The organism is Phycisphaera sp., from assembly GCA_025916675.1.
GTDB lineage: Bacteria > Planctomycetota > Phycisphaerae > Phycisphaerales > UBA1924 > JAHCJI01.
The window spans coordinates 3,191,329-3,211,624 of record CP098402.1 but is presented as its reverse complement, the minus strand read 5'-3'; the positions used below and the strand labels follow the sequence as shown (position 1 = coordinate 3,211,624).

The following is a 20,296-nucleotide window of genomic DNA, read 5'->3' as shown; positions in this document are numbered from 1 at the left end:
AACCTCCATTCATCTGCTGCAGAAGAACAAACCCGATTCTGCAAGTTGCAGAACCGGGTATAGAGGTTTGGCGCGTTCTAGCGCGTTGCGGGCCGCGTTGAATCCGCAAGATTGTGCCAGGATCCGATCGCATGCATCGGGATGTCAGGGGCAGCCCGCCACGAAGAGGTTCTGGAACTCCAGGAAGTCGAAGATGGTGAGCACGCCGTCCCCGTCGAAGTCGGCGGCCAGGTCGCCGCCGTCGAAGAGGTTCTGGAACTCCAGGAAGTCGAAGAGGCTGAGGCTGCCGTCGCCGTCGAGGTCGGCCTTGCACGCGGCCAGAGCAACGGTAAGGGTGGCCGCGGCGCGGATGCGGTCCTCGCCGAAGACGGTATCGTCGTTGAGGTGGAAGCCGACGAGCGAGTCGTCGAGCATCACGCACGAAAGGAAGACGCCGCCGCGGACGCCGACGGTCGTGGGCGTGGTAGTCAGGTCCATCGCGACGCCGTCGAGGGTGGCGCTCTTGACGGTGAGGTTCATGGTGACGCCCGAGCCGTCGCCGGTGGGCCGGCCCAGGCGGAAGCCGTCGCCAACGAGGCCGCCCGAGATGTTGATGGTGCCGTCGTAGGCGCGGAAGTCGGTGCCCAGGGCGCCGCCGGTCATGTTGAAGATGGGATCGACCCCGCCGCTGCCGTTGAGGATGGCGCAGTTGGTGTCCATCGCGCCGCCGGACATCTCGACGATGCCCTTCTCGACGACGAAGTCTCGGCCGATGGTGCCGCCGGTGATGGTGAGGCGATTGTCGATGGTCTTCATAAACCCGCTGCGGCCGACCGAGCCGCCCGAGATGGTGGCGGTGGCGCGGTCGTCCATTTGCAGGGCGCCCTCGATCTCGCCGTCGGTGATGCTCACGGTGGCGTCGTCGATGGCGAGGATGAACGTGTCGACGGTGCCGCCGCTCATGTTGAACTCGGCGTCGTCTTCGATGATGAAGGCGGCCTGGCCGCCAGCGACGAGCCCGGCGTCGCCGCCCGACATGTTGCAGACGGTGTTGCCCTGCAGCCACACGCCGCGCCTGGTCTGGCCGTCGATGATGTTCAGCGTGGTCGTGCCGACACCACCGACGAACTTGACGCGGATGAGCTCGCCGCCGTCGAGGTTGTAGGTGACGTCCTCGACGAAGTGGTCGATCGTCGGGAAGCCTGACACGCCGCCGAGCTCGATGTTCACGGTCGCACCATTGAAGGTGAACGCGCCGGTGCCGGAGTCGGGGAAGATGCTGCCGCCGCTGCCGACGTTGACCGTGGCGCCGGGGTTCGCGGTGAACCACGACTCGGCGGGCAGCGAGTCCGGCGGGATGTCGATGACCTGGGCGTGGGCGCTGCAGGCCAGGCCGGCGGTGAGGGCGAGTGCGGCGATGGAGGGGAGAGTCATGGCGTGCTCCTAAATATGGGTGCTTGTCACCAGTAGTGAGCGGGAGGAGCGGCCACCGATCACGGGAAACACACAAACAAATAGCCCCCAAGGTCAGGTTGGGGGCTCTAGGCGTGCCTGGGAGGCGTGTGGGGCGGGTTCTTGGACCGAGTCGCGGGCGTTATGGGCAGCCGGCGTCGAAGGCGTTCTGGAAGGCGAGGAAGTCGAAGATGGTGAGGGCGCCGTCGCGGTCGAAGTCGGCGAGGGGGTCGCCGGCGTCGAAGAGGTTTTGGAGTTCGAGGAAGTCGAAGATGTCGACGCCGCCATCCTGATTGATGTCGGCCGGGCAGATAAGCCAGCGGTTGTTGGAGATACGAGCTTGCACGGAGTCGACGCGGACACCATCGGGGAGAGTGAAGATGTCCCGAGCGATGGGGAAGCCGGACTCAGGGCTACGCAATCTGATCAGCATTTCTTGCCCCGATACACCCTCCGGCCTGTCGATCGACTTCGCGATTTCGATTCGTAGTGTGACGGGCTTGTTCGTCGGCACCTCGATGTCACGAATCGAAACCACGCCTCCGGCACGATGTACTAGGATGCCAGAAAATTCGACCTCGAAGCGTTCACTGTCGCCGGTAAGAATCACGGTTGATGAACCCCGGTACGGCTGGCCATCGATTTCAACCGTGATTTTGCTGGTATATTTGATACCCTCGTACTCTTCGCCGCTCGGCACAACGAAGACCAGGCTGGGAAACACGAATTCCATATTGACCATGATCGCCTTTGACTCGGTGGCCGTGAAGACAAGATCATCGAACGCTGCAACCGTACGGGCTCGCGAGAACAGCGCGGAATCACCAGCGCCAACGGCGCGTACATGGATGTTAATCCCCGATAGCGATGGCTCTGAGTCGTCAAATAAATTCAACGCGACAGCGCGTTGGTGGAACGGGTACGGCAAGAACTCGCTATCGGCACTCATGCTGAACGGGGTTGGCTCGACACGAACAATCTCGGGGTGATCGTTGAATTGCAACCCGATCTCAAACTGGGCCTGGGCCATGACCAGGGGCGTGGTGGCGAACAGGACGGTGGTGGCGATGGTTCGGCGCATGGCGGATCCCCTTCTGGTGCCTTGGATGCTATCAGATTACCACAAACGCCCCCGCGATGCAAGGGCGTTTTCGGCGATTCAGGGAGGGTCCGCGAGCTTACGCTCGCGGCTCGACAAGAAGGGGGACGGCTTCGGTCAGGCGTTGATCATGCGGCCTTCGCTGCCCAGGGCCGCCTCGTGCACGCTCTCGTGCATGGTCGGGTGGGCGTGGACGGTGGCGATGAGTTCCTCGCTCGTGGCTTCCAATCGGCGCGCGAGGGAGAGTTCTGCGATCAATTCGGTCGCCTGGTCGCCCATGATGTGCGCGCCCAGGATCTCGCCTCTGGGCAAACCTCGGATGATCTTGCAGAAGCCGTCGGTGTGGCGGGTCGCGATGGCCTTGCCCAGGGCGCTGAAGGGGAACTTGCCGACCTGGTAGTCCTCGCCCGCCTTGAGGCCTTTTTCTTTCAGGGCGCGCTCGGTGTACCCGACGGCCGCCACCTGCGGGTGGCAGTAGGTGCAGCCGGGGATGATCGAGTAGTCCATCGGGATGGGCTCGTGGTCGAGCTTGCCCTCCTTCCACGCGATGCGCTCGATGCACAACACGGCTTCCTCGCCCGCGACGTGCGCGAGCCAGGGCGGGCCGATGACGTCGCCGATGGCGTAGACGCCTTCGAGGTTGGTCTTGTAGTCGATGCGCTGCTCGCCTAGGTTGGCGGGGTCGTAGTCGGTCTTGATGTGGTCCTTGACGGTCTCGAGCCCGAGCTTGTCGTCGAACAAGCCGTCGAAGCGGCCCTTGACGCCGATGGCCAGCAGCAGCTTGTCGGCCTCGAGGGTCTCCTTCTTGCTCTCATCGGGCTTGCCGTCCTTCATAGGAGCGATCGTCACCTTCACGCCCTTGCCCTTGGCGTCGACGTTGGTGCCGACCATGCCGAGCTTGAAGTCGATGCCGGCCTTCTTGTAGTAGCGGAGCATGGCCTGGCTCACGTCGTCATCCTCGACCGGCAGGATGCGGTCGAGCATCTCAACGACGGTGACCTTGGTGCCGTAGGCGTGGTAGAAATAGCCGAACTCCATGCCGATGGCGCCCGAGCCGACGACGATGAGGCTCTTGGGGAAGCCCTTGTTGAACATGGCCTCGCGGGCGCCCCAGATGTTGGGCGACGAACCGAACTTGGCGAAGGGCAGGTCTCGCGCGACCGAGCCGGTGGCGATGATGACCTTGTCGGCGGTGATGGTCTCACGCGGCTTGGCGGCCGGGGTGGCGGGCGCGTCGGTGCGCTCCTCCTCCACCTTGCAGTCGTAGATCTCGATCTTGGCGGGTGTTCTGTTCTTCCCTTGGCCCTTGGCCGGGGACACGATCTTGGCGCTGGCCTCGATGTGCTCGACCTTGTTCTTCTTGAACAGGAAGCCCACGCCCTTGTTCAGCTTGTCGGCCACGTCCCGGCTGCGGCCGATGACCTTGGACCAGTCGAAGTCGATCTTGCCGTTGATCTTGAGGCCCCATTCCTCTTTCTCGGCGAGCTTGTCCATGAGCTCGGCATTGGAGAGGAGGGCTTTTGAGGGGATGCAGCCCCAGTTGAGGCAGACGCCGCCGAGCTTGGCCCGCTCGACGCAGGCGGTCTTGTAGCCCAGTTGGGCGGCGCGGATGGCGCCGACGTATCCGCCGGGGCCCGAACCGATGACGACGACGTCGAAGTGCTTGTCGGCCACGGAGTTGCCTTTCTGCTGAATCGCTGGGGTCTCGAACAAGGTGATCGGAGCGGGCACTCTAGGTGCCGGGGTGGGCCTTGGCCGGGCCTCAATGGGTGCCATCGGAGGCTCTGCCGGGGCAATCGGACGCGGCCATAATTCGGCCGAGAGGGTTCAACGAGGTTCGCCCGCCATCGACCCCGGTGCCGGGCGCTTGAAGAGAGGGAGACACCCCATGAATGGGCGTGCGAGTGCTGTTGTATGGGTTGGAATGTTGGCGGTGGCGGCGGCGGATGCGGGCGAACCCGTGCTGGTGGCCACCGACGCGGCGTTCGGCTCGGCCATGGTGTACCACATCGACCCGGCCACGGCCCAGGTGCTGTCAGCGGTCGATCTGGTTGGCACGGGGGTGACGGGACGGACCCCACTGGCGGCGCTGGCCTTCGACGGCGGCGGGCGGCTGCTGGGCTTCACCCCCACCACCGACAATGAGCTGTATGAGGTCGACCGCGAGACCGGGCAGGCCACGCGCGGCGGGCGGCTTGGCATCACCGCACGCGAGGGCGGGATGGCGATCTTCGCCGACGGCACCATCTACGGCACGCGCACGGCTTCGCCGGCGAGGCTGTTCACCATCAACCCCGCAACGGGGCGGGCGACGCTGGGGCCGACGCTGATCCCGGCGACCGACATCTCCGGATTGGGCGCACGGGGCGATGGGTTGCTGGTGGGGCTCGACCTGCGGACCACCGAGGGGCCGCCTTCGCTCCGCGCGATCGACCCCGAGACGGGCGAGACGACGGTGATCGCGCCGTTGCTGCCCGCGATCGAGCTGTCGGACGTGGGCGGGCTTGAGATCATCGAGGTCGGTGGCGTCGAGACGGGCTTCTACATCGTCGCGGGCAGCGCGCCCGAGAGCGAGGCCCAGCTCTGGCGGTTCGACCCGTACACGGGCGTGCAAGAACCCGTGGGCGTGATCGCGGGCGTCGGGCCGGTCACGGGATTGGCGGGCCTCGCGTGCGAGGCGTGCCCGGCCGACCTGGACGGCGATTGCGAGGCGACCATCTTTGATTTTCTGGTGCTCGGCAACTGGATCCAAGCCGGCGACGCGCGCGGCGATGTCAACGGTGACGGCGTCGTTGATCTGTTTGATTTTCTGTTCTTTCTGAACGTGTTCGAGGATGGGTGCTAGAGCATTCTGAACGAGGCTGTGGCGCATGCCTTGGCTCTTCTATGAATCTTGAAGAGCCCAGGCTTACGCCAGGGCCTCGTTTACGGGTGTCGCACCACGTTGTCGTATGGTTTCGCGAGCGCGCCCAGCAATTGGATCTGCCGCCAGAACTCCGGGCTGTCGATCACGTTCGTGTGTGTGCCCGGCTGGCCGCTGCCCGGCTTGTGCAGCACCGTGATGCAATCGATCAGCGCACGGTCCTTGGGGCCGCCCTTGGTGCAGAGTTCTTGCAATGGGACTTCGAGGTTGCAGGCGAGCCCGCGCTCGCGGATGGCCTTCGCGTCGACGCTGGGTGCGCGCCAGTGGGTGGGCGTGCCCTTCGGCGCGTCGCAACCGGCCAGGTTGCTGTGGTGCAAGAAGGCGTAGCCGCCCGGGCGCAGCACGCGAGAGAGCTCACGCACGTACGAGCCCATCGCGTCGATCTCGGCGTGGACCAGGCTGTCGTAGCTGAAGCAGAAGTCGATCGGACCGTTGATGCGCTCTGTTGCCCCGCCGAGGGTGAAGCCATCGCCCAGCACGAGGTGTACCGCGCCACCAAACCGCTTGCGGCACGCGTCGAGGCAACCCCGGTCGATGTCGAGCGCGGTCAGCGTGCCGGCGTGCCGCAGCAAGTACTGCGTCCAGCGGCCGTAGCCCGGGGCGATCTCGAGAACGTGCGGGTTGGGTGGGAGCGCCGCGAGGATGGGCAAGAGGCGTGGCAAGAGGATGCCGTGCCACCACCGCGCACTACCGCCGGCGAGCGTGGACCATTCGTCGCCCCCGCGGCTCCAATCGTGCGAGGCCCACTTGTTCTTGTTCGCTTCGAGCGAGGGCATGGGATCGCCGCCTAGCTCGTACCCGAGAGCTTGCGCACGGTCATGTCGAAGCGGCGGACCATCTGGCTGTGCAACGCCCAGACCGCGGCCAGGTGGACGCCCGCGCTGGCGGCCGCGCCGATGAGCAGCGCCACGCGGGCGGTCAGCAGCGAGCCGCCACCGCCCTGGGTCACCGTCTCGTACATCGCGTCCACCGGCTCGACCATCGCGAGCCCCGCGGCAAACGGCGAGAGCCCGAGCAACGCCGGCCCGACAGCGGGGATCGACCGCCCCGCGTTGAACCCGCACCCACCCACCACCGCGGCGACGATGGCCGCGACGATGACCGCCCCCACCACCGACGCGATTGCACCTTTGCTCTTGAGCGACCAGTGCAGGCCGATCATGACGCACAGCGCCATGAACGGCGCGGCGCTGAGCGCCAGCACGAGCCCGGCCTCGGGCAGCACGACGGGGATCATGACATTTCCGACGGCCGGGCCGGCGGGAACCTGCGCGTTGTCTGGCTGGCTGAGCCCCCCCACCGCCGCGTGGATGCCGGCCAGCAGCATGGTGACCACCGGGACGGCGATCATGGGTAGGAGGTAGGCGATCAGGCCGCGCAGCTTGCCGCCCAGGTACTCGCCGGGCGTGACGGGCGTGGTGAGTAACAAATCGAGCGTGCCGTCCTCGCGCTCGCGGCTGATCGCGGTCGCCGACATGTTGATGGCCACCAGCGTCGTCACGGCCAATTCGACCAGCACGATCACGAGGATCGCCAGGCGGTAGTCGGTGGCGGTGATGGCCGAGGTGTCGTACGCGAGCACCAGCACGATGGCCAGCGCGATGCCGAAAACGATGAACGCCCAACGCGCCAAGATGCGCGCGAGCGTGGCGTTCCGGGCGGCGGCCTCGCGCCAGGCGATGGGGTTGTGCCACACGTTGCGCGGCGGGCGGAAGGCCTGACCGTCCTCGTCGACGGCCCCGGCGCTCAGGCCCAGCATCTTGCGATACCAGGGGAGCTTTCGGCGCTCGACCGTGCGCTTCGCGAGGCCGCCGGTGCGCACCGTTAGGGTGGACGCGGAGATCAGTGCCAGGCTGAGGCCCGAGGCCAGCAGGATCCACGCCCGGACCGGTCGCTCGAGCATGAAGGCGGCCAACCCGGATCGGCTCCCACTGTCCGCGCTCGGATAGGTCGTGGGGTTCAGCAACGCGTCGAGGGCCAGGAATGGATTCACGCCGGTGAGCCAGGTGACGCCATCGTTGCTCGGGCCAGCGCCGAGGCCGCGCCTGCTCAGCCACTCATCGAGGCCATACGTGATGCCTAAGTATGTCACCACGGCAACATAGAACGTGAACACCGCGCGGCGGCCAGCCACACGGCTTACCGCCAGGGCGATCGCGATCGCGCCCACGAGCAAGGCGGCCGCCGCGGCCACGAGATAGCTCGCGAAGATGCTCGTGCCCGGCACGCCACCGAAGTATTGCGTGAGCGCGAACAGCGGCAGGCTGGCGAACAGCAACGCGAGCACGAAGAAAAGCCGGCCGAGTAGGTTCCCCAGCACGATCTGCAAGCGTCCCAGCGGCGTGGTGAGCAGGACCTCCCACGTTCTCGGGCTTGCCTCTTGCGCGATCGCGCCGGCCATGAACACCGGGCTGAGCACGCAGATCAGCAGGATCTGGAGGTAGGCGACGTACGTGAAGGTGCTGGCCCCGGCCTCCGACAGGTCGCGGAACGACGTGGCCCCCCCGCTGCTGCTCGTCTTGACCAGCAGGGCCCAGAGCATGACCAGCACCAGCAGGGCCAGGTAAGCCGCCCGGATGTACATGTGGCGGCTCCGGCGGGAGCCGTTCTGCACGAGCCGCACGGCGATGGGGTTGGCCGGGCCCAGAGCCAGCAGCCAGCGGATGAAAACGGGCATGTGGGTCGATCGTACCGGCGTTGGGCTTGGGGTGTTGCGATCGGGTTGTAGGGATTGGCTCTGTTATCAATAACGAACAAAAACAGAATGCCAAGATAGGCAACACTTTCTGAGCACAATTTTAGAAGTTTAGGGTTTTCGTCAATGGTTTGGTGGCCATATGTGGTCATACTACGGGTTCATGATCCCGGCACGGCGTCTTTAGGAGGGCGCCGCATTGGGTGAGAGGAGACAGACATGCGTAAGACCGTACTTTTGGGGGCCGTTCTGGCCCTGGCTGGCACCGCCTCGGCTCAGAGCGAGGTGATCGACGTGAGCGTTGAGAACTTCGGCAATGATCCCGAGGTCGTGCTCGACACCACCTTCGACCTGCCCGCGATCGCTTCGATCGACATGGTCTCGATCGACCTGGCCCACTCGTGGGGCTCGGACATCGAGTTCATCCTGACCAGCCCCGCTGGCGACATCTTCACGCTCACCGACGACAACGGCAGCGGCGTGCTGCTGGGCGACGGCGGCTCGCTGCTGGCCGGCACCGCACGCTACGACTTCGTCTCGGCCGCCGGGAACGGCAACTGGAACGACTTCGCCTTTGGCGACACCGCTCCGGCCGGCACTTACGACGCCGACTCCTGGAACGATGGCCCCTTCGCCGCCGGCACATGGGGCATCTTCCTGGCCGACGACGCTGGTGGCGATGATGGTGCCGCAGGCCGCATTGTGGTCGAGTACACCATCCCGGCCCCGGCCTCGCTGGCCCTGCTGGGCCTTGGTGGCCTGGCCGCCGCCCGTCGCCGTCGCTAATTCGCGATTTCGACTTACACCCAAGAGCTCTCTTGTGAACGCCCCACGGGGCGTTTTTTCGCGCCACGACCCACGTAGGCCTAGCCAACTCGGCGGCAAAATAGCCTTGCAGTCGAAGCCGGATTCCGGTATGGTGCAGGTCTCAGGCACCGTGACCGCGCAACAACGGAGGAGAACAACGTGAGAATACTGACGACGACCTGTACGGTGCTGGCCCTGACCACGACCGCAACCGCCCAATCGCTCGAGTACCTGGGCGACACCCGGGGTGGCGACCGATTCAACCGCCCGGATAGCCTGACGAGCCAGAGCTTCTTCGCGACCGACGTTCCCTACGAGGCGGTCGAGATCGAGGTGACCGAGACCGGGCCGTACACCATCCTTAGCGACCAGGAAAACTTCGGCCTCTTCTGGGACGGCTACCTGTTGCTGTACGAGAGCAGCTTCGACCCGGCCTCGCCGCTCGATGGCCTGATCGGTCTGAACGACGACTACTTCGGCAGCATGCTGCCGGGCACCGGCATCGGCTACTCGGGCATCGAAGGCATCACGCTGACGGAGGGCGTGTCATATTTCGTCGTGCATACTGGCTACGAGAATGACGACGATGGCCCGTACCAAGCCCAGATCTCCGGCGTCGGCGGTGTGCGATTCTTCCGGTGCTTTGCCGACATGAACGGCGACAGCCAGCTCGACATCTTCGACTTCCTCGCCTTCCAGAACCTGTTCGCCGCGGGCGACATCGAGGCCGACTGCGACGAGGACGGCGAGCTAACCCTGTTCGACTTCCTGTGCTTCCAAAACGCGTTCGACGTGGGCTGCGAATAAGCACGGCTCGACATCCGGCTATCAATGCAAAACGCCCGGTCGCTTCACACGACCGGGCGTTGTTGTTTCAAGATTCAGAATCCGGATCAGGTCGATTCGGCCCCGGCCGACACTGGGTGGTCGCCTTCCTTGTCGCCCTCGTCCTCATCCTTGGGCGGCTCGGGCAGCTTCTCGGTGTTGAAGAAGAGGTTGTCGTCCTCGCCCTTGCGGGTCACCTTCAGCAGCGTCCGGCCCGAGATCTCGCCCGACAGCAGCATCTCGCTGAGCGGGTCCTCGATGTACTGGCCGATGGCGCGACGCAGGGGGCGGGCGCCAAAGTCCGGGCTGTAGCCCTTGTCGATGAGGAAGTCCTTGGCCGGCTGGTCGAGCTCCATGGTGATGTCCTGGACTCGCAGGCGGTCGCCGACCTTCTTGACCTCGTACTCGATGATCTGCACGAGGTCGTCGCGGGTGAGCGGGCGGAACACGATGGTGTCATCCAGGCGGTTGATGAATTCGGGGCGGAAGAACCGCTCGATCTCCTTCATCAGGATGCCCTTGATGTTGTCGTAATCGACGTCGGCCGTCCGCTTCTGGAAGCCGAAGCCGCCGCCACCCTTGATCAGGTCCGCACCGATGTTGCTGGTCATGATCATGATGGTGTTGCGGAAGTCGACGTTGCGGCCGAACGAGTCGGTCAGGCGTCCTTCCTCCATGATCTGGAGCAGCATGTTGAAGACGTCGGGGTGGGCCTTCTCGACCTCGTCGAGCAGCACGACGCTGTAGGGGCGCCGGCGGATGCGCTCGGTGAGCTGGCCGCCCTCCTCGTAGCCGACGTAGCCCGGAGGCGCGCCGATGAGGCGGCTGACGTTGTGCTTCTCCATGTACTCGCTCATGTCCAGGTGGATCAGAGCGTCCTCGTCGCCGAACATGAACTCGGCCAGGGCCTTGCTCAGCAGCGTCTTGCCCACGCCGGACGGACCGACGAAGATGAAGCTGCCCATCGGGCGCTTGGGATCCTTCAGGCCCGCACGCGCACGCCGGATGGCGCGGGCGACGGCCTTGATGGCCTCTTCCTGGCTGATGACCTTCTTGTGCAGCTCGGTCTCGAGCTTGAGCAGGCGGTCGGCCTCCTCGCTCTCGAGGCGTTGCAGCGGCACGCCGGTCATGCTCGACACCACCTCGGCGATGATGTCCTCGTCGACGGTGCCGTCGATCTCCTTGGACTTCTCGCGCCAGGTCTTCTGGATCTCTTCCTTCTTCTTGCGGAGCTGCTCGGCCTGATCGCGCAGCTCGGCCGCACGCTCGTAATCGGCACCCTTGACCGCCTCGTCCTTCTCGACGCCCAGCTTCTCGACCTCGCTCTCGATCTCTGCGAGGTCTGGCGGCTTGCTCATGCTCTTGATGCGGACGCGAGCACCCGCCTCGTCGATCACGTCGATCGACTTGTCGGGCTGCACGCGACCCGAGATGTACCGGCCGCTCAGCTCGACGGCGGCGCGGACGGCATCATCGGTGATGCGCACGCGGTGGTGCTGCTCGTAGCGGTCGCGCAGGCCCTTGATGATCTCCACCGTCTGCTCGTCGTTGGGCGGGTCGACGGGGATGGCCTGGAAGCGGCGTGCGAGCGCGGCGTCCTTCTCGATGTACTTGCGGTACTCGTCGAAGGTCGTCGCGCCAATGCACTGGATCTCACCACGCGCCAGCGCGGGCTTGAGCACGTTGCTGGCGTCGATGGCGCCCTCGGCGCCACCCGCACCAACGAGCGTGTGCAGCTCGTCGATGAACAGGATCACGTTCTTGGCGCGACGCACCTCGTTCATGACGGCCTTGATGCGTTCCTCGAACTGGCCGCGGTACTTCGTGCCGGCGACCATCATCGCCAGGTCGAGCACCACGATCCGCTTCTCGTGCAGGATCTCGGGCACGTCGCCGGTGATGATGCGCTGGGCCATGCCCTCGACGATGGCGGTCTTGCCAACCCCGGCCTCGCCCAGCAGCACGGGGTTGTTCTTCGTGCGGCGGCAGAGGATCTGCACGACGCGCTCGATCTCCTTCGACCGGCCGATGACCGGGTCGAGCGTGCTCTCCTTGGCAAGCTCGGTCAGGTCGCGGCCGAAGCTGTCGAGCGCGGGCGTGCGGCTCTTGCCCTTGCGGCCCTCGCTCGGGCCGCTGCCCGAGACGCCCGCGCTGGCGAAGCCCTCCTCGCCGCCGCCCGAGCCCTCGCCCGAAGCACCCAGCAGGTTGAGGACCTCCTCGCGGACCTCGTCGAGCTTGAGTCCGAGGTTGCGCAGCACCTGGGCGGCCACACCGTCCTGCTCTCGCAAGAGGCCCAGCAACAGGTGCTCGGTGCCGACGTAGTTGTGGTTGAGGCTCCGCGCCTCTTCAATAGCGTACTCGATGACCTTCTTCGCGCGCGGCGTCTGGGGCAGCTTGCCCATCGTGACCATCTCTGGCCCGGCCTTCACGAGCTTCTCGACCTCGAGGCGGACCTTGCGCAGGTCAACGTCGAGATTCTTGAGCACGTTGGCACCAACACCCGAGCCTTCTTTCACCAGGCCGAGCAGGATGTGCTCGGTCCCGATGTACTCGTGGTTGAGGCGCTGGGCTTCCTGATTGGCGAGGCCCATCACCTTGCGGGCCCGGTCTGTGAACCGTTCGAACATGCCGCACCTCCAAGTGGATCATACCGAACAAATGCCGGCCGATCCTGGTCCCCGGGGCCCTTGGATTCCCCGGGGGTCTGCCGATGTCGCTGGGCACCAAGCCCGTTGAGCATCGACGCATTCCGGGGTATCGGTTGCATGGCCCATGCCAATTGCCCAAACCGAGCCCGCCGGAGCGCACTTTCTACCCGGAAGGCTCCAAAACGCCCTCCGGGCCGATCGGGCGGGCCCCGATTCCAAGGCGGCCCGGCCGATCCGTGATCGGACCTGCCTCTTCCTGCCGAAGCGGCAGGATCGGCCGGGCGATCATCGTTCTATACGTGTGGTTATGGGCTCCGGGTCGTCCGGGTTGTCAGCCGCGGGTCGGCAACGATCTTGATGGGGATCACCCGCTCGTCCTCCGAGCCATCGGCGTGATCGCGGAGCACGACCTTGAGCTGGTACCGCCCCACGCTGAGCCGATCGGGCAGCTCGATCATGGTGCCGAGATAGACCTCCGAGCGTGGCCGATCGCTGCGGATCGCCACTCGCTCCTCGGGCCTTCGCCAGGCGAGCATGGATCCCCGCTCGTTATAGAGCTGCAACTCGAGACCGAGCACGACCTCGTACGCGCCGGGATTGGCGGCGCTGCCCTGGCTGGCGGGCTCGGTGGCCAGGCGGCTCTGGAAATTCGCCGGCTCGGTGTACACCAGCATCCGGTTCGAGCGGCCCGACAAGAAGGTGTAACTCTCGAACGGCTTGTACGCGGCGAACCCATAGATGTCGGTGGCCAGCGCGGCATCGTTGATACGAACGGGCAGGACCGACGAGAGGCCGCGTGCCGCGTCGTCGATGGCCAGCCCGATACGGTTGGGCGCATCGGCCCGATCGCCGGTGGTCAGGGCGTCGAGCAACGGGCCCAGCAGGGTCGCCAGCTCGCGCTCGGGCGGGCTGAGGTTCTGCCCCGGGCGCGAGCCATCATCGGCGCTCGCATATTCACGGATGGCTTGCGCGAGGATCGAGGCGGCCAGCGCCCGCTCGGGGTCCCGCGTATCGATCTCGAGGCGTTCGAGGATCATCGCGACGGGATCGGGAGGGGGCGCAACATCGACATCGGCATCGGCATCGGCAACTGGCTGTTCGGGCTCGGCCGTCGGAAGCTGCGCTTGTTCATCCGGTTGCCCGGGGTCCGCTTCGGGTGCGGGCGGGCTGCCCTCATCGGAATCGCCCGATTGCCACGGACGCTGCCCCTCGGCCGGTTCTCCATCTGGCGCGGAACGACGCTCGGCGGGCTCGTTGTTCATCAACGCCGCCATGTCGTCCGCCGCGCGACGCGCGGCCTCCGCCAGGGAGAGGCCGCCGGGCCCCCGCGAGTCCGAAGAAGTGGGCGTAGGCTGCCCCAGGTCGTCGAGCCCGGCGCTCGGGGCGGTGTCGGCGGACTGGGTCTGGGTTGCGCAGCCGGCCACCAGGGCCGGCACGAGCGCGCAGCACGCGAGAAGTGATCTCAGGTCGTCCACGGTCGCCTCCTGCGACGTTCGGCACGCGACAAAACCCGGGGCCTCCGGCCCCGTTGGCATTACCGGGTATCGGGCCGCCCGCTCAGGCGGCTTGCGATTTCGACGCACAGCGTCTCGAGCGTGCGCCGGCTGTGCGCCCCGCGCTTGATGGCGGCATCGGCCTCGCACGCGCGGGCGTGCAATTGCGCGGCCCGGGCCGGGCCCAATCGGCGGGCCGCCCCCACTACCGCACCGCCGCGATGGGCGGGCCACAGCTTCAGGCGTTTGGCGATGGCCCCCTCGGGCGTGCCGCCCTGGGCCATGCGGGCGGCCGTCGCCAGCGCGCGCGTGAGGTCGACGCACGCCCACATCGCCGGCACGGCCTGGTCCCGCGGGGCGTTGCCCATCCACAGCTCGATGTACGCCAGCGGCCGGACCGGGTCGCCCGACAGGATCTCGTCCTGCAACGGCCAGGGCGTCTCGGCCTCGCGCGTGGCACGCACGTGGGTCCGCACGAGGTCTGCGGTGATTTCGGCGACTTCTTCGCCGGTCGGGCCCGAGCCCTCGGCATCGGTCGACAGCTTGGCCAGCTCGGCGTCCAGGCGGGCCAGATCGACTCCCACCGAATCGACCAGCAGCTGGGCGGCGTCGGCCCGGAGCCCGACCTTATGGGAGGCCTTGGCCCGCCCCGTGGCCCACTGTGCGGCCTGCTGGGGGCTTGCCGCCTCGCACGCGAAGACCTTGCCGACCTTCTCGACCGCCTTGTCGAGCCGGCCGGGCCTCCACGTCTCGGCCCGCAGCACCAGGGTCGCCCGGTCGTCGGGCTCGGCGGCGTACCGCTCCAGGGCCGGGCGGGTGGCCTCCTTCACGAACTTGTCCGCCGCGTCAACCACCACCAGCTTGTGGACCGGCAGCAATCCCGGGCTGCGGCACTCGTCGAGCACGTCGGCCAGGGCGGCACTCTCGCCGTCGAAGCGGACGGTGTTGATGTCCATCCCGGTGGCGGCCGCCAGGGCCCCCTTCAGCTTGTCGAGAAAGTGCTGGCGGAGGAAGGCGTCGTGCCCCTTGATGATGGCCACACGCTCCGACCCGTCCGGGGCGGCCTGCTTGGCGGATTTGCTGGGGGCTCGTTTGGCCATGGCCCGTGACAATATGCGACCGATCGGCCTCGGCGGGCGTATACCACTGTCGTGCTGGTGCTGACGGTCATCGAGGGGCCCGAGAAGGGCAAGCGGTTCGAGCTGCCGGCCAACGAGCCGCAACTGCTCGGGCGGTCGAGCGAGGCGCTGCCGCTGGGCGACCAGGCCGTCAGCCGCCGCCACGCCGAGCTGACGCCCGACCGCGGCGAGTGGTGGCTGCGCGACCTCGAGAGCCAGAATGGCACGCTGGTGAACGGCAAGGCCATCGAGGACCGCGTGCGGCTCAGCGCGGGCGACACCATCACCGTGGGCCACACGACCCTGGCGTACGGGCTCTCGAGCATCGTCGACGAGTTCGACATGATCGAGCTGCTGCAGCCCGGCGAGATGGCCACCAGCGTGGACGCCACGGTCAAGCGTCCGCCAGAGAACGCCCCCACCACCCCCAACGGCCAGAGCCCCCCCGCCGAGCAACACGCGCTCGAGTACCTGCGCATTGTGTACCAGATCACCGAACTGGCGGCCAAGTCGGTCACGCGCGGGGCGCTGCTGCACGGCTTGCTCGAATTGATCTTCGAAGAATTCAAGCCCGAACGCGGCGTGGTGATGATCATCGACGACAAGCGCAAGCTGGTGCCCGCGGCGGTCAAGAACCGCGCGCTCATCAAGGGCCGCGAGGACGATCGCATCCAGGTCAGCCGGACGATCTTGCGGCACGCCGTGCGCAAGGGCGAGGCGGTGCTCTCCACCAACGCGATGGCCGACCCGCGCTTCGCGTCGGGCGATTCGGTGCAGAACTTGCGCATCCGCAGCGCCATCTGCGTACCCATGGAACACCGCGCCACCGTGTTCGGGGCGATCTACATTGACACGTCGGCGACGGACCAGACGTTTACGAACGAACAACTCAGGCTGCTGCACGCCGTGGGCCAGCAGGCCGGCATCGCGCTCTCGAACCTGCACCTGCACCAGGGCAAGCTGCAAACCGAGCGCCTGGCCGCGATGGGCCAGACCGTGGCGAGCCTGAGCCACTCGATCAAGAACATATTGCAAGGCCTTAGCGGCGGGGCCGACCTCGTCGAGATGGGCCTCGACCGCGAGAACCTCGAAATCTCGCGGCAGGGCTGGGGCATCCTGCGACGCAACCTCGATCGCATCGCCGGGCTCACGACGAACATGCTCGCGTTCAGCCGACAGCGGCAGATCGAGATCGAGTTCACGCACCTGCGGCCGTTGATCGAGGACTGTGCGCAGTTGCTTGAAACGGTGTGCGAGCAGGCGGGCGTGGCGCTCATCGTGGATTCGGAAGACGACGTGCCGCCGGTGCCGGTGGACGCCTCGCTCATCCACCAGGCCCTGATGAACCTGCTAACCAATGCGTTGGAAGCCGTCCCGGAAGGAATGGGCTCGATCACCATCCGGCTGCACTACGAAGAACCCGACTCGCGTGGGCCCGGCAGCCCGGGCGAGGCCCACGTGCTGGTGATCGATAACGGGCCGGGCATCCCCAAGGATCGCCACGCCACGATCTTCGAGCCCTTCCAGACCAGCAAGGGCGTGCGCGGCACGGGCCTAGGCCTGGCGGTGACCAAGCGTGTGGTCGAGGACCACCGCGGGCGGATCACCATCGAGAGTGAGCCGGGCAAGGGGTCGACGTTCACGCTCGTGCTGCCGGCCGATCCGGGCCGGATCATCGATCCCTCGGCCACGCGCGGGCCCATGAAGAAGTAGGCCTGCGCAGCACAACGCCGGAGCGGCTCGGCCCCGGCGTTCACGACCAGCGTTCGTGCGCTTACTTCGCGGTGTAGAGCCCGCGGCCCTTCTTCGAGAAGGTGTCGGGGTGCTTGATGAGCGTCTGGTTGACGATGGTGCGGAAGTTGGGGCTGGTGGTCTTGTAGCCGGCCTTCTGCACGGCGTTGGCCGCTTCGGTCACGCCCAGGGTCTTGCCGCTGAGAACTTTCTGGAGCGCGCCAACGAGGTTGGTATCGTTGCGGTGACGCTTGCGCGAACCCCGAGGCTTGGTTGGGCCCTTACCGGTGACCTTCTTCTTCGAGGTCTTTGTGGTCTTTTTGGCCACCTTGCGGGCCGTTTTTTTGGAAGCCTTCTTCTTCGTCGACTTCTTGGCGATGCGCTTGCGGCCTCCACTGTGGGAGCGGGCGGCGGTCTTCCGTGGGCGGCCCCGGGCGCGGCCGGTGGTCGTGCTCACGCCGAGTTCTTCAAGGTACTCATCGATCTCGGCGATGCGCTCGACCAGTTCGGCACGTTCTTCGGCAAGTTCGACCGCGCCCTCGCGGCGGCGTTCGATCTCCTGGGTGAGATCGGCCAGCGGGAGATCTTTGAGAGGCTTGGCCGACTTGCGGGTTGTCTTCTTCTTTCGAGGCATGGTAGCTCCAGTTGGAAACAACGAAACAACGGCGGACAGGCCGCGACGATCATCCCCAAATGAGAAAAGGAATCATAACCTTAGGTACACAATTCCCCAATTTCAGTGTCAAGTGAGCGAAGTTTTATGTTGATTCGAAGCCCATGGCGCGCATGAGCCCATCAAAGTGTTCTAAGTCGTAGAACTCTAAGACGAGTTTGCCCTTCTCGCCGCCCGGCGAAACATCGATGCGCACGCGCGTCCTGAGGTGATCCCCTAGTTTCGTTTCAAGATCGCGGATGTTTGCGTCACGGTCGGGAGACAGGGTCTTCCCGTCATCCTCACCGGGCTGCGCGCCGCGATTGGCGATCTCGCGCACGGCCTTCTCGGTCTGCCTGACGGAAAGATGCTCGGACATGATTCGCTCGACGAGTTGTCGCCGTTGCGACTCGTCGGCCACCGAGGCAAGCATCTTGCCGTGGCCAGCAGAGAGCGCGCCATCGGCGATCATGTTGCGGATGTCGTCGGGGAGTTCCAATAACCGCAACAGGTTGGCCACCGATGACCGATCGAGCCCGACGCGGTCGGCAACGTCGGATTGCGTCATCGAAAACTTGGCCATCAGCGCACGGAACGCGCCAGCGCGTTCGATCGGATTCAGGTCGGTGCGCTGGACGTTCTCGATGAGCGCGAGCTCGGCCGACTTGCGATCGTCGGCTTCGCGCACGATGGCCGGCACCGTCTTCAGCCCGGCCATCTTGCACGCACGCCAGCGACGCTCGCCCGCGATGATCTCGTACCGGCCCTCCCCCGCCGCTCGCACCACGATCGGCTGCATGAGGCCGGCTAGGCGGATCGACGCGGCGAGCTCGGCTAGGTGCCGATCGTCGAACCGGATCCGGGGCTGGAAGGCGTTGGGCTTGATACTATTTATAGGGATTTCCCGTATTTGCTCACTATTGTCCGATAACTCAAATTGATTCACCTCGACCTGCTGCGGAGCGGATTCCTCGAGAAGGCTGGACAGGCCGCGACCGAGCTTGCGTGGGCGTTGGGTAGGCATGAAGCATCTTATCGGGCAGGTTCGGGTGTTTCACGTGACACCCGCGCTAACCAACACGGAATCTGTAACCGATGCTTAGAGGAATGGGGCGAGAACTTGATACAACGGTTGAGGCGGACACCAGCGGATCGATCGCCGCCGCGATCGCCCACGAGGTCAACAACCTGCTGACTCCGGTCATCGGCCTCGCCGATCTTCTCGAGCATACCGAAGGCGATGAGACCATCAAGGATCAGCTCATCGAAAGGGCCGTGGAACGATGCCAGCGGGCCGTCGCCATCTGCGGCTTGCTCGTGGATCTGACGAAGGACGCCCCGAGTTCGTCCCCCACTTGTTCACTCTCGGATTGCCTCGTCGCCGCCATCTCGACAGCCCAGACCAAAGCCGAAGATGCTGGCGTACGGCTCGAGTGCGGATTCAATGAGCCGGGCGAGTTGGCCCTCCCACCCGCCGTCGTCGAACACATCCTGCTGAATCTGCTTCTAAACGCGATCGCTGCCTCGAAGTCGGGCTCGTCCGTGGCCGTGACTGCAGGGTACGCGCCAGGATCATCGTGGCGACGTGCGGCTTGGTCCATCTGGGTCGAGGACCGTGGCAGGGGGCTGGAGGCGCGGAGTGTTTCCTCGATCAATCGAGGTGGGCTGCCGACCGGATCGCCTGGGATTGGCCTAGCTGTCGTGCGATTGCTCTGCCAGCGGTGGGGCGGCCAGCTCTCGGTCATATCCGAGCTCGGCATCGGCACAACGTTCCACGTGGAACTTCCGGCCGACTAGTCAAGCAGGACTACAGCATCCTCGGCCTGTACCGCCAGCCGGACGCGGCCAGAAAAAGCGCTCTGCGGGCCCGGGGAAAACTCGGAAACGTGCAGTGCCCCCCCGGCATCGGTGACCACGCGGTGGTGGGCCACGTCGCCGAGATAGGTCGTGGACTCCACGTTCCCGGCCAGCACGCCGTTAGATGCAGCTTTTAACGCTTCTGGGCGGAGGGAGACGTTGACGGATCGGCCCGACGCTCCGTCAGCGGTCAAGGTGCCTTGGATCATTCCGGCAGCCGTCTTGACCTCGACCACGGAACCCGCAGCACCCCCATTGGTGAGCTCGCCGGGGATCAGGTTCGTGTCACCAAGGAAAGACGCGGCGAAGGTCGTGGTGGGGCGGCGGTAGAGTTCCATGGGCGAGCCGGCCTGGACCACGTTGCCGTCACGCATGACGGCGATCCGGTCGGCCACGCTCAGGGCTTCCTTCTGGTCGTGGGTGACATACACCGTCGTAATGCCCGCCGATTTGCAGATGCGGCGGATCTCGTCGCGCAAGTCGTTGCGGAGACGGGCGTCGAGATTCGACAGCGGCTCGTCGAGGAGCAGAACGTCGGGGCGGATGACCAAGGCCCGGGCCAGTGCGATGCGTTGCTGCTGGCCGCCCGAGAGCTCGCCCGGCTTTCGGTCGGCCAGGTGGGCGAGCTGGACGTCCTCGAGAGCCGCCTTGGCCCGCTTCAGGCGCTCGGCTTTGGGCAGCTTGCGCACTTTGAGGCCAAAGGCAACATTCTCCGCGGCGGTCATGTGCGGCCACAGGGCGTAGCTCTGGAAGACCATACCAGCATTACGTTTGTTCGGATTTAGTCTGGTAATGTCCCGGTCATTGAAGTGGATCGTTCCCGCACTCGGCTCGATGAAGCCGGCGATCATGCGGAGCAGCGTGGTCTTGCCGCAGCCCGAGGGGCCGAGCAGGAAGAAGATCTCGCCGGGCTCGATCACCAGGTCGATGTCGTCGACGGCCTTGACCTGCCTGTCGGCCCGGCCGAAAGTCTTGGTGAGGCCGGCGATCGTGATCCTGGTGGGCATGAGCCGAGGA

16 protein-coding genes are annotated in these 20,296 nt (G+C 65.8%); 5 read left to right on the top strand and 11 right to left on the bottom strand.

The annotated features are described in order from the left end of the window. Positions 1-144 precede the first annotated feature (144 nt). The 3 genes from NCW75_13665 to lpdA all read right to left on the bottom strand — a co-directional run bounded on the left by NCW75_13665 (position 145) and on the right by lpdA (position 4,204). Complete coding sequence (locus tag NCW75_13665; GenBank protein UYV12334.1) at positions 145-1,413, bottom strand: hypothetical protein; 1,269 nt, start codon at positions 1,411-1,413, stop codon at positions 145-147. Between the two features lie 160 nt (positions 1,414-1,573). Then, entirely contained in the window at positions 1,574-2,512 is a 939-nt protein-coding gene (locus NCW75_13660; GenBank protein UYV12333.1) for a hypothetical protein, read from the bottom strand. 135 nt (positions 2,513-2,647) lie between these two features. After that, positions 2,648-4,204: a dihydrolipoyl dehydrogenase gene (gene lpdA, locus NCW75_13655; GenBank protein UYV12332.1), complete on the bottom strand. Its 1,557-nt coding sequence runs from the start codon at positions 4,202-4,204 to the stop codon at positions 2,648-2,650. A gap of 214 nt (positions 4,205-4,418) precedes the next feature. On the opposite strand from lpdA, the gene NCW75_13650 reads away from it, so the two are divergent. Further along, the gene (locus tag NCW75_13650) at positions 4,419-5,375 is read left to right on the top strand and encodes a hypothetical protein (GenBank protein UYV12331.1); all 957 of its coding nucleotides are present in this window, start codon (positions 4,419-4,421) and stop codon (positions 5,373-5,375) included. A gap of 80 nt (positions 5,376-5,455) precedes the next feature. Here NCW75_13650 and NCW75_13645 read toward each other — a convergent pair whose 3' ends face one another. Together NCW75_13645 and NCW75_13640 are read right to left on the bottom strand one after the other, a co-directional pair. Continuing rightward, entirely contained in the window at positions 5,456-6,229 is a 774-nt protein-coding gene (locus tag NCW75_13645; GenBank protein UYV12330.1) for a class I SAM-dependent methyltransferase, read from the bottom strand. 11 nt (positions 6,230-6,240) lie between these two features. Next, positions 6,241-8,130 (bottom strand): ABC transporter permease subunit, encoded by a 1,890-nt coding sequence (locus NCW75_13640; protein UYV12329.1) that lies wholly within the window; start codon positions 8,128-8,130, stop codon positions 6,241-6,243. A gap of 237 nt (positions 8,131-8,367) precedes the next feature. Between NCW75_13640 and NCW75_13635 the strand changes: the two genes are divergently transcribed. Together NCW75_13635 and NCW75_13630 are read left to right on the top strand one after the other, a co-directional pair. Beyond that, positions 8,368-8,934, top strand: a complete 567-nt coding sequence (locus NCW75_13635) for a PEP-CTERM sorting domain-containing protein (protein UYV12328.1) — start codon at positions 8,368-8,370, stop codon at positions 8,932-8,934. A 180-nt stretch (positions 8,935-9,114) separates the two neighbouring features. Beyond that, positions 9,115-9,762, top strand: coding sequence for a hypothetical protein (locus NCW75_13630; protein ID UYV12327.1), 648 nt, complete (start codon positions 9,115-9,117; stop codon positions 9,760-9,762). An 86-nt stretch (positions 9,763-9,848) separates the two neighbouring features. Here NCW75_13630 and NCW75_13625 read toward each other — a convergent pair whose 3' ends face one another. From NCW75_13625 to holA, 3 genes are all read right to left on the bottom strand, one after another. Next, complete coding sequence (locus tag NCW75_13625) at positions 9,849-12,407, bottom strand: ATP-dependent Clp protease ATP-binding subunit (GenBank protein ID UYV12326.1); 2,559 nt, start codon at positions 12,405-12,407, stop codon at positions 9,849-9,851. Between the two features lie 326 nt (positions 12,408-12,733). Next, a complete protein-coding gene (locus NCW75_13620) occupies positions 12,734-13,903 on the bottom strand; it encodes a hypothetical protein (GenBank protein UYV12325.1) in 1,170 nt (389 codons plus the stop codon). Between the two features lie 59 nt (positions 13,904-13,962). Continuing rightward, complete coding sequence (gene holA / locus NCW75_13615) at positions 13,963-15,021, bottom strand: DNA polymerase III subunit delta (GenBank protein ID UYV12324.1); 1,059 nt, start codon at positions 15,019-15,021, stop codon at positions 13,963-13,965. Between the two features lie 51 nt (positions 15,022-15,072). Here holA and NCW75_13610 point away from each other — a divergent pair, with 51 nt between their 5' ends. Continuing rightward, positions 15,073-16,752 (top strand): ATP-binding protein, encoded by a 1,680-nt coding sequence (locus NCW75_13610; GenBank protein UYV12323.1) that lies wholly within the window; start codon positions 15,073-15,075, stop codon positions 16,750-16,752. A gap of 61 nt (positions 16,753-16,813) precedes the next feature. On the opposite strand, the gene NCW75_13605 is transcribed toward NCW75_13610, so the two are convergent. After that, on the bottom strand, positions 16,814-17,404 hold the full coding sequence (locus NCW75_13605; GenBank protein ID UYV12322.1) for a hypothetical protein: 591 nt from the start codon (positions 17,402-17,404) through the stop codon (positions 16,814-16,816). A 124-nt stretch (positions 17,405-17,528) separates the two neighbouring features. Continuing rightward, positions 17,529-18,446, bottom strand: a complete 918-nt coding sequence (locus tag NCW75_13600) for a ParB/RepB/Spo0J family partition protein (protein ID UYV12321.1) — start codon at positions 18,444-18,446, stop codon at positions 17,529-17,531. Between the two features lie 83 nt (positions 18,447-18,529). Between NCW75_13600 and NCW75_13595 the strand changes: the two genes are divergently transcribed. Continuing rightward, the gene (locus NCW75_13595; protein ID UYV12320.1) at positions 18,530-19,219 is read left to right on the top strand and encodes a HAMP domain-containing histidine kinase; all 690 of its coding nucleotides are present in this window, start codon (positions 18,530-18,532) and stop codon (positions 19,217-19,219) included. Here NCW75_13595 and NCW75_13590 read toward each other — a convergent pair. Next, a complete protein-coding gene (locus NCW75_13590; protein ID UYV12319.1) occupies positions 19,216-20,286 on the bottom strand; it encodes an ABC transporter ATP-binding protein in 1,071 nt (356 codons plus the stop codon). The two genes, NCW75_13595 and NCW75_13590, sit on opposite strands and share 4 nt — an antisense overlap. Positions 20,287-20,296: the final 10 nt, after the last annotated feature.

Bases quoted from the DNA above. Each gene is read 5' to 3' on its own strand.
- NCW75_13600 (UYV12321.1), bottom strand. From the start codon at position 18,446: ATGCCTACCCAACGCCCACGCAAGCTCGGTCGCGGCCTGTCCAGCCTT.
- NCW75_13595 (UYV12320.1), top strand. From the start codon at position 18,530: ATGGGGCGAGAACTTGATACAACGGTTGAGGCGGACACCAGCGGATCG.
- NCW75_13660 (UYV12333.1), bottom strand. From the start codon at position 2,512: ATGCGCCGAACCATCGCCACCACCGTCCTGTTCGCCACCACGCCCCTG.
- NCW75_13635 (UYV12328.1), top strand. From the start codon at position 8,368: ATGCGTAAGACCGTACTTTTGGGGGCCGTTCTGGCCCTGGCTGGCACC.
- holA (UYV12324.1), bottom strand. From the start codon at position 15,021: ATGGCCAAACGAGCCCCCAGCAAATCCGCCAAGCAGGCCGCCCCGGAC.
- NCW75_13590 (UYV12319.1), bottom strand. From the start codon at position 20,286: ATGCCCACCAGGATCACGATCGCCGGCCTCACCAAGACTTTCGGCCGG.
- NCW75_13645 (UYV12330.1), bottom strand. From the start codon at position 6,229: ATGCCCTCGCTCGAAGCGAACAAGAACAAGTGGGCCTCGCACGATTGG.
- NCW75_13665 (UYV12334.1), bottom strand. From the start codon at position 1,413: ATGACTCTCCCCTCCATCGCCGCACTCGCCCTCACCGCCGGCCTGGCC.
- NCW75_13625 (UYV12326.1), bottom strand. From the start codon at position 12,407: ATGTTCGAACGGTTCACAGACCGGGCCCGCAAGGTGATGGGCCTCGCC.
- NCW75_13640 (UYV12329.1), bottom strand. From the start codon at position 8,130: ATGCCCGTTTTCATCCGCTGGCTGCTGGCTCTGGGCCCGGCCAACCCC.
- NCW75_13605 (UYV12322.1), bottom strand. From the start codon at position 17,404: ATGCCTCGAAAGAAGAAGACAACCCGCAAGTCGGCCAAGCCTCTCAAA.
- NCW75_13650 (UYV12331.1), top strand. From the start codon at position 4,419: ATGAATGGGCGTGCGAGTGCTGTTGTATGGGTTGGAATGTTGGCGGTG.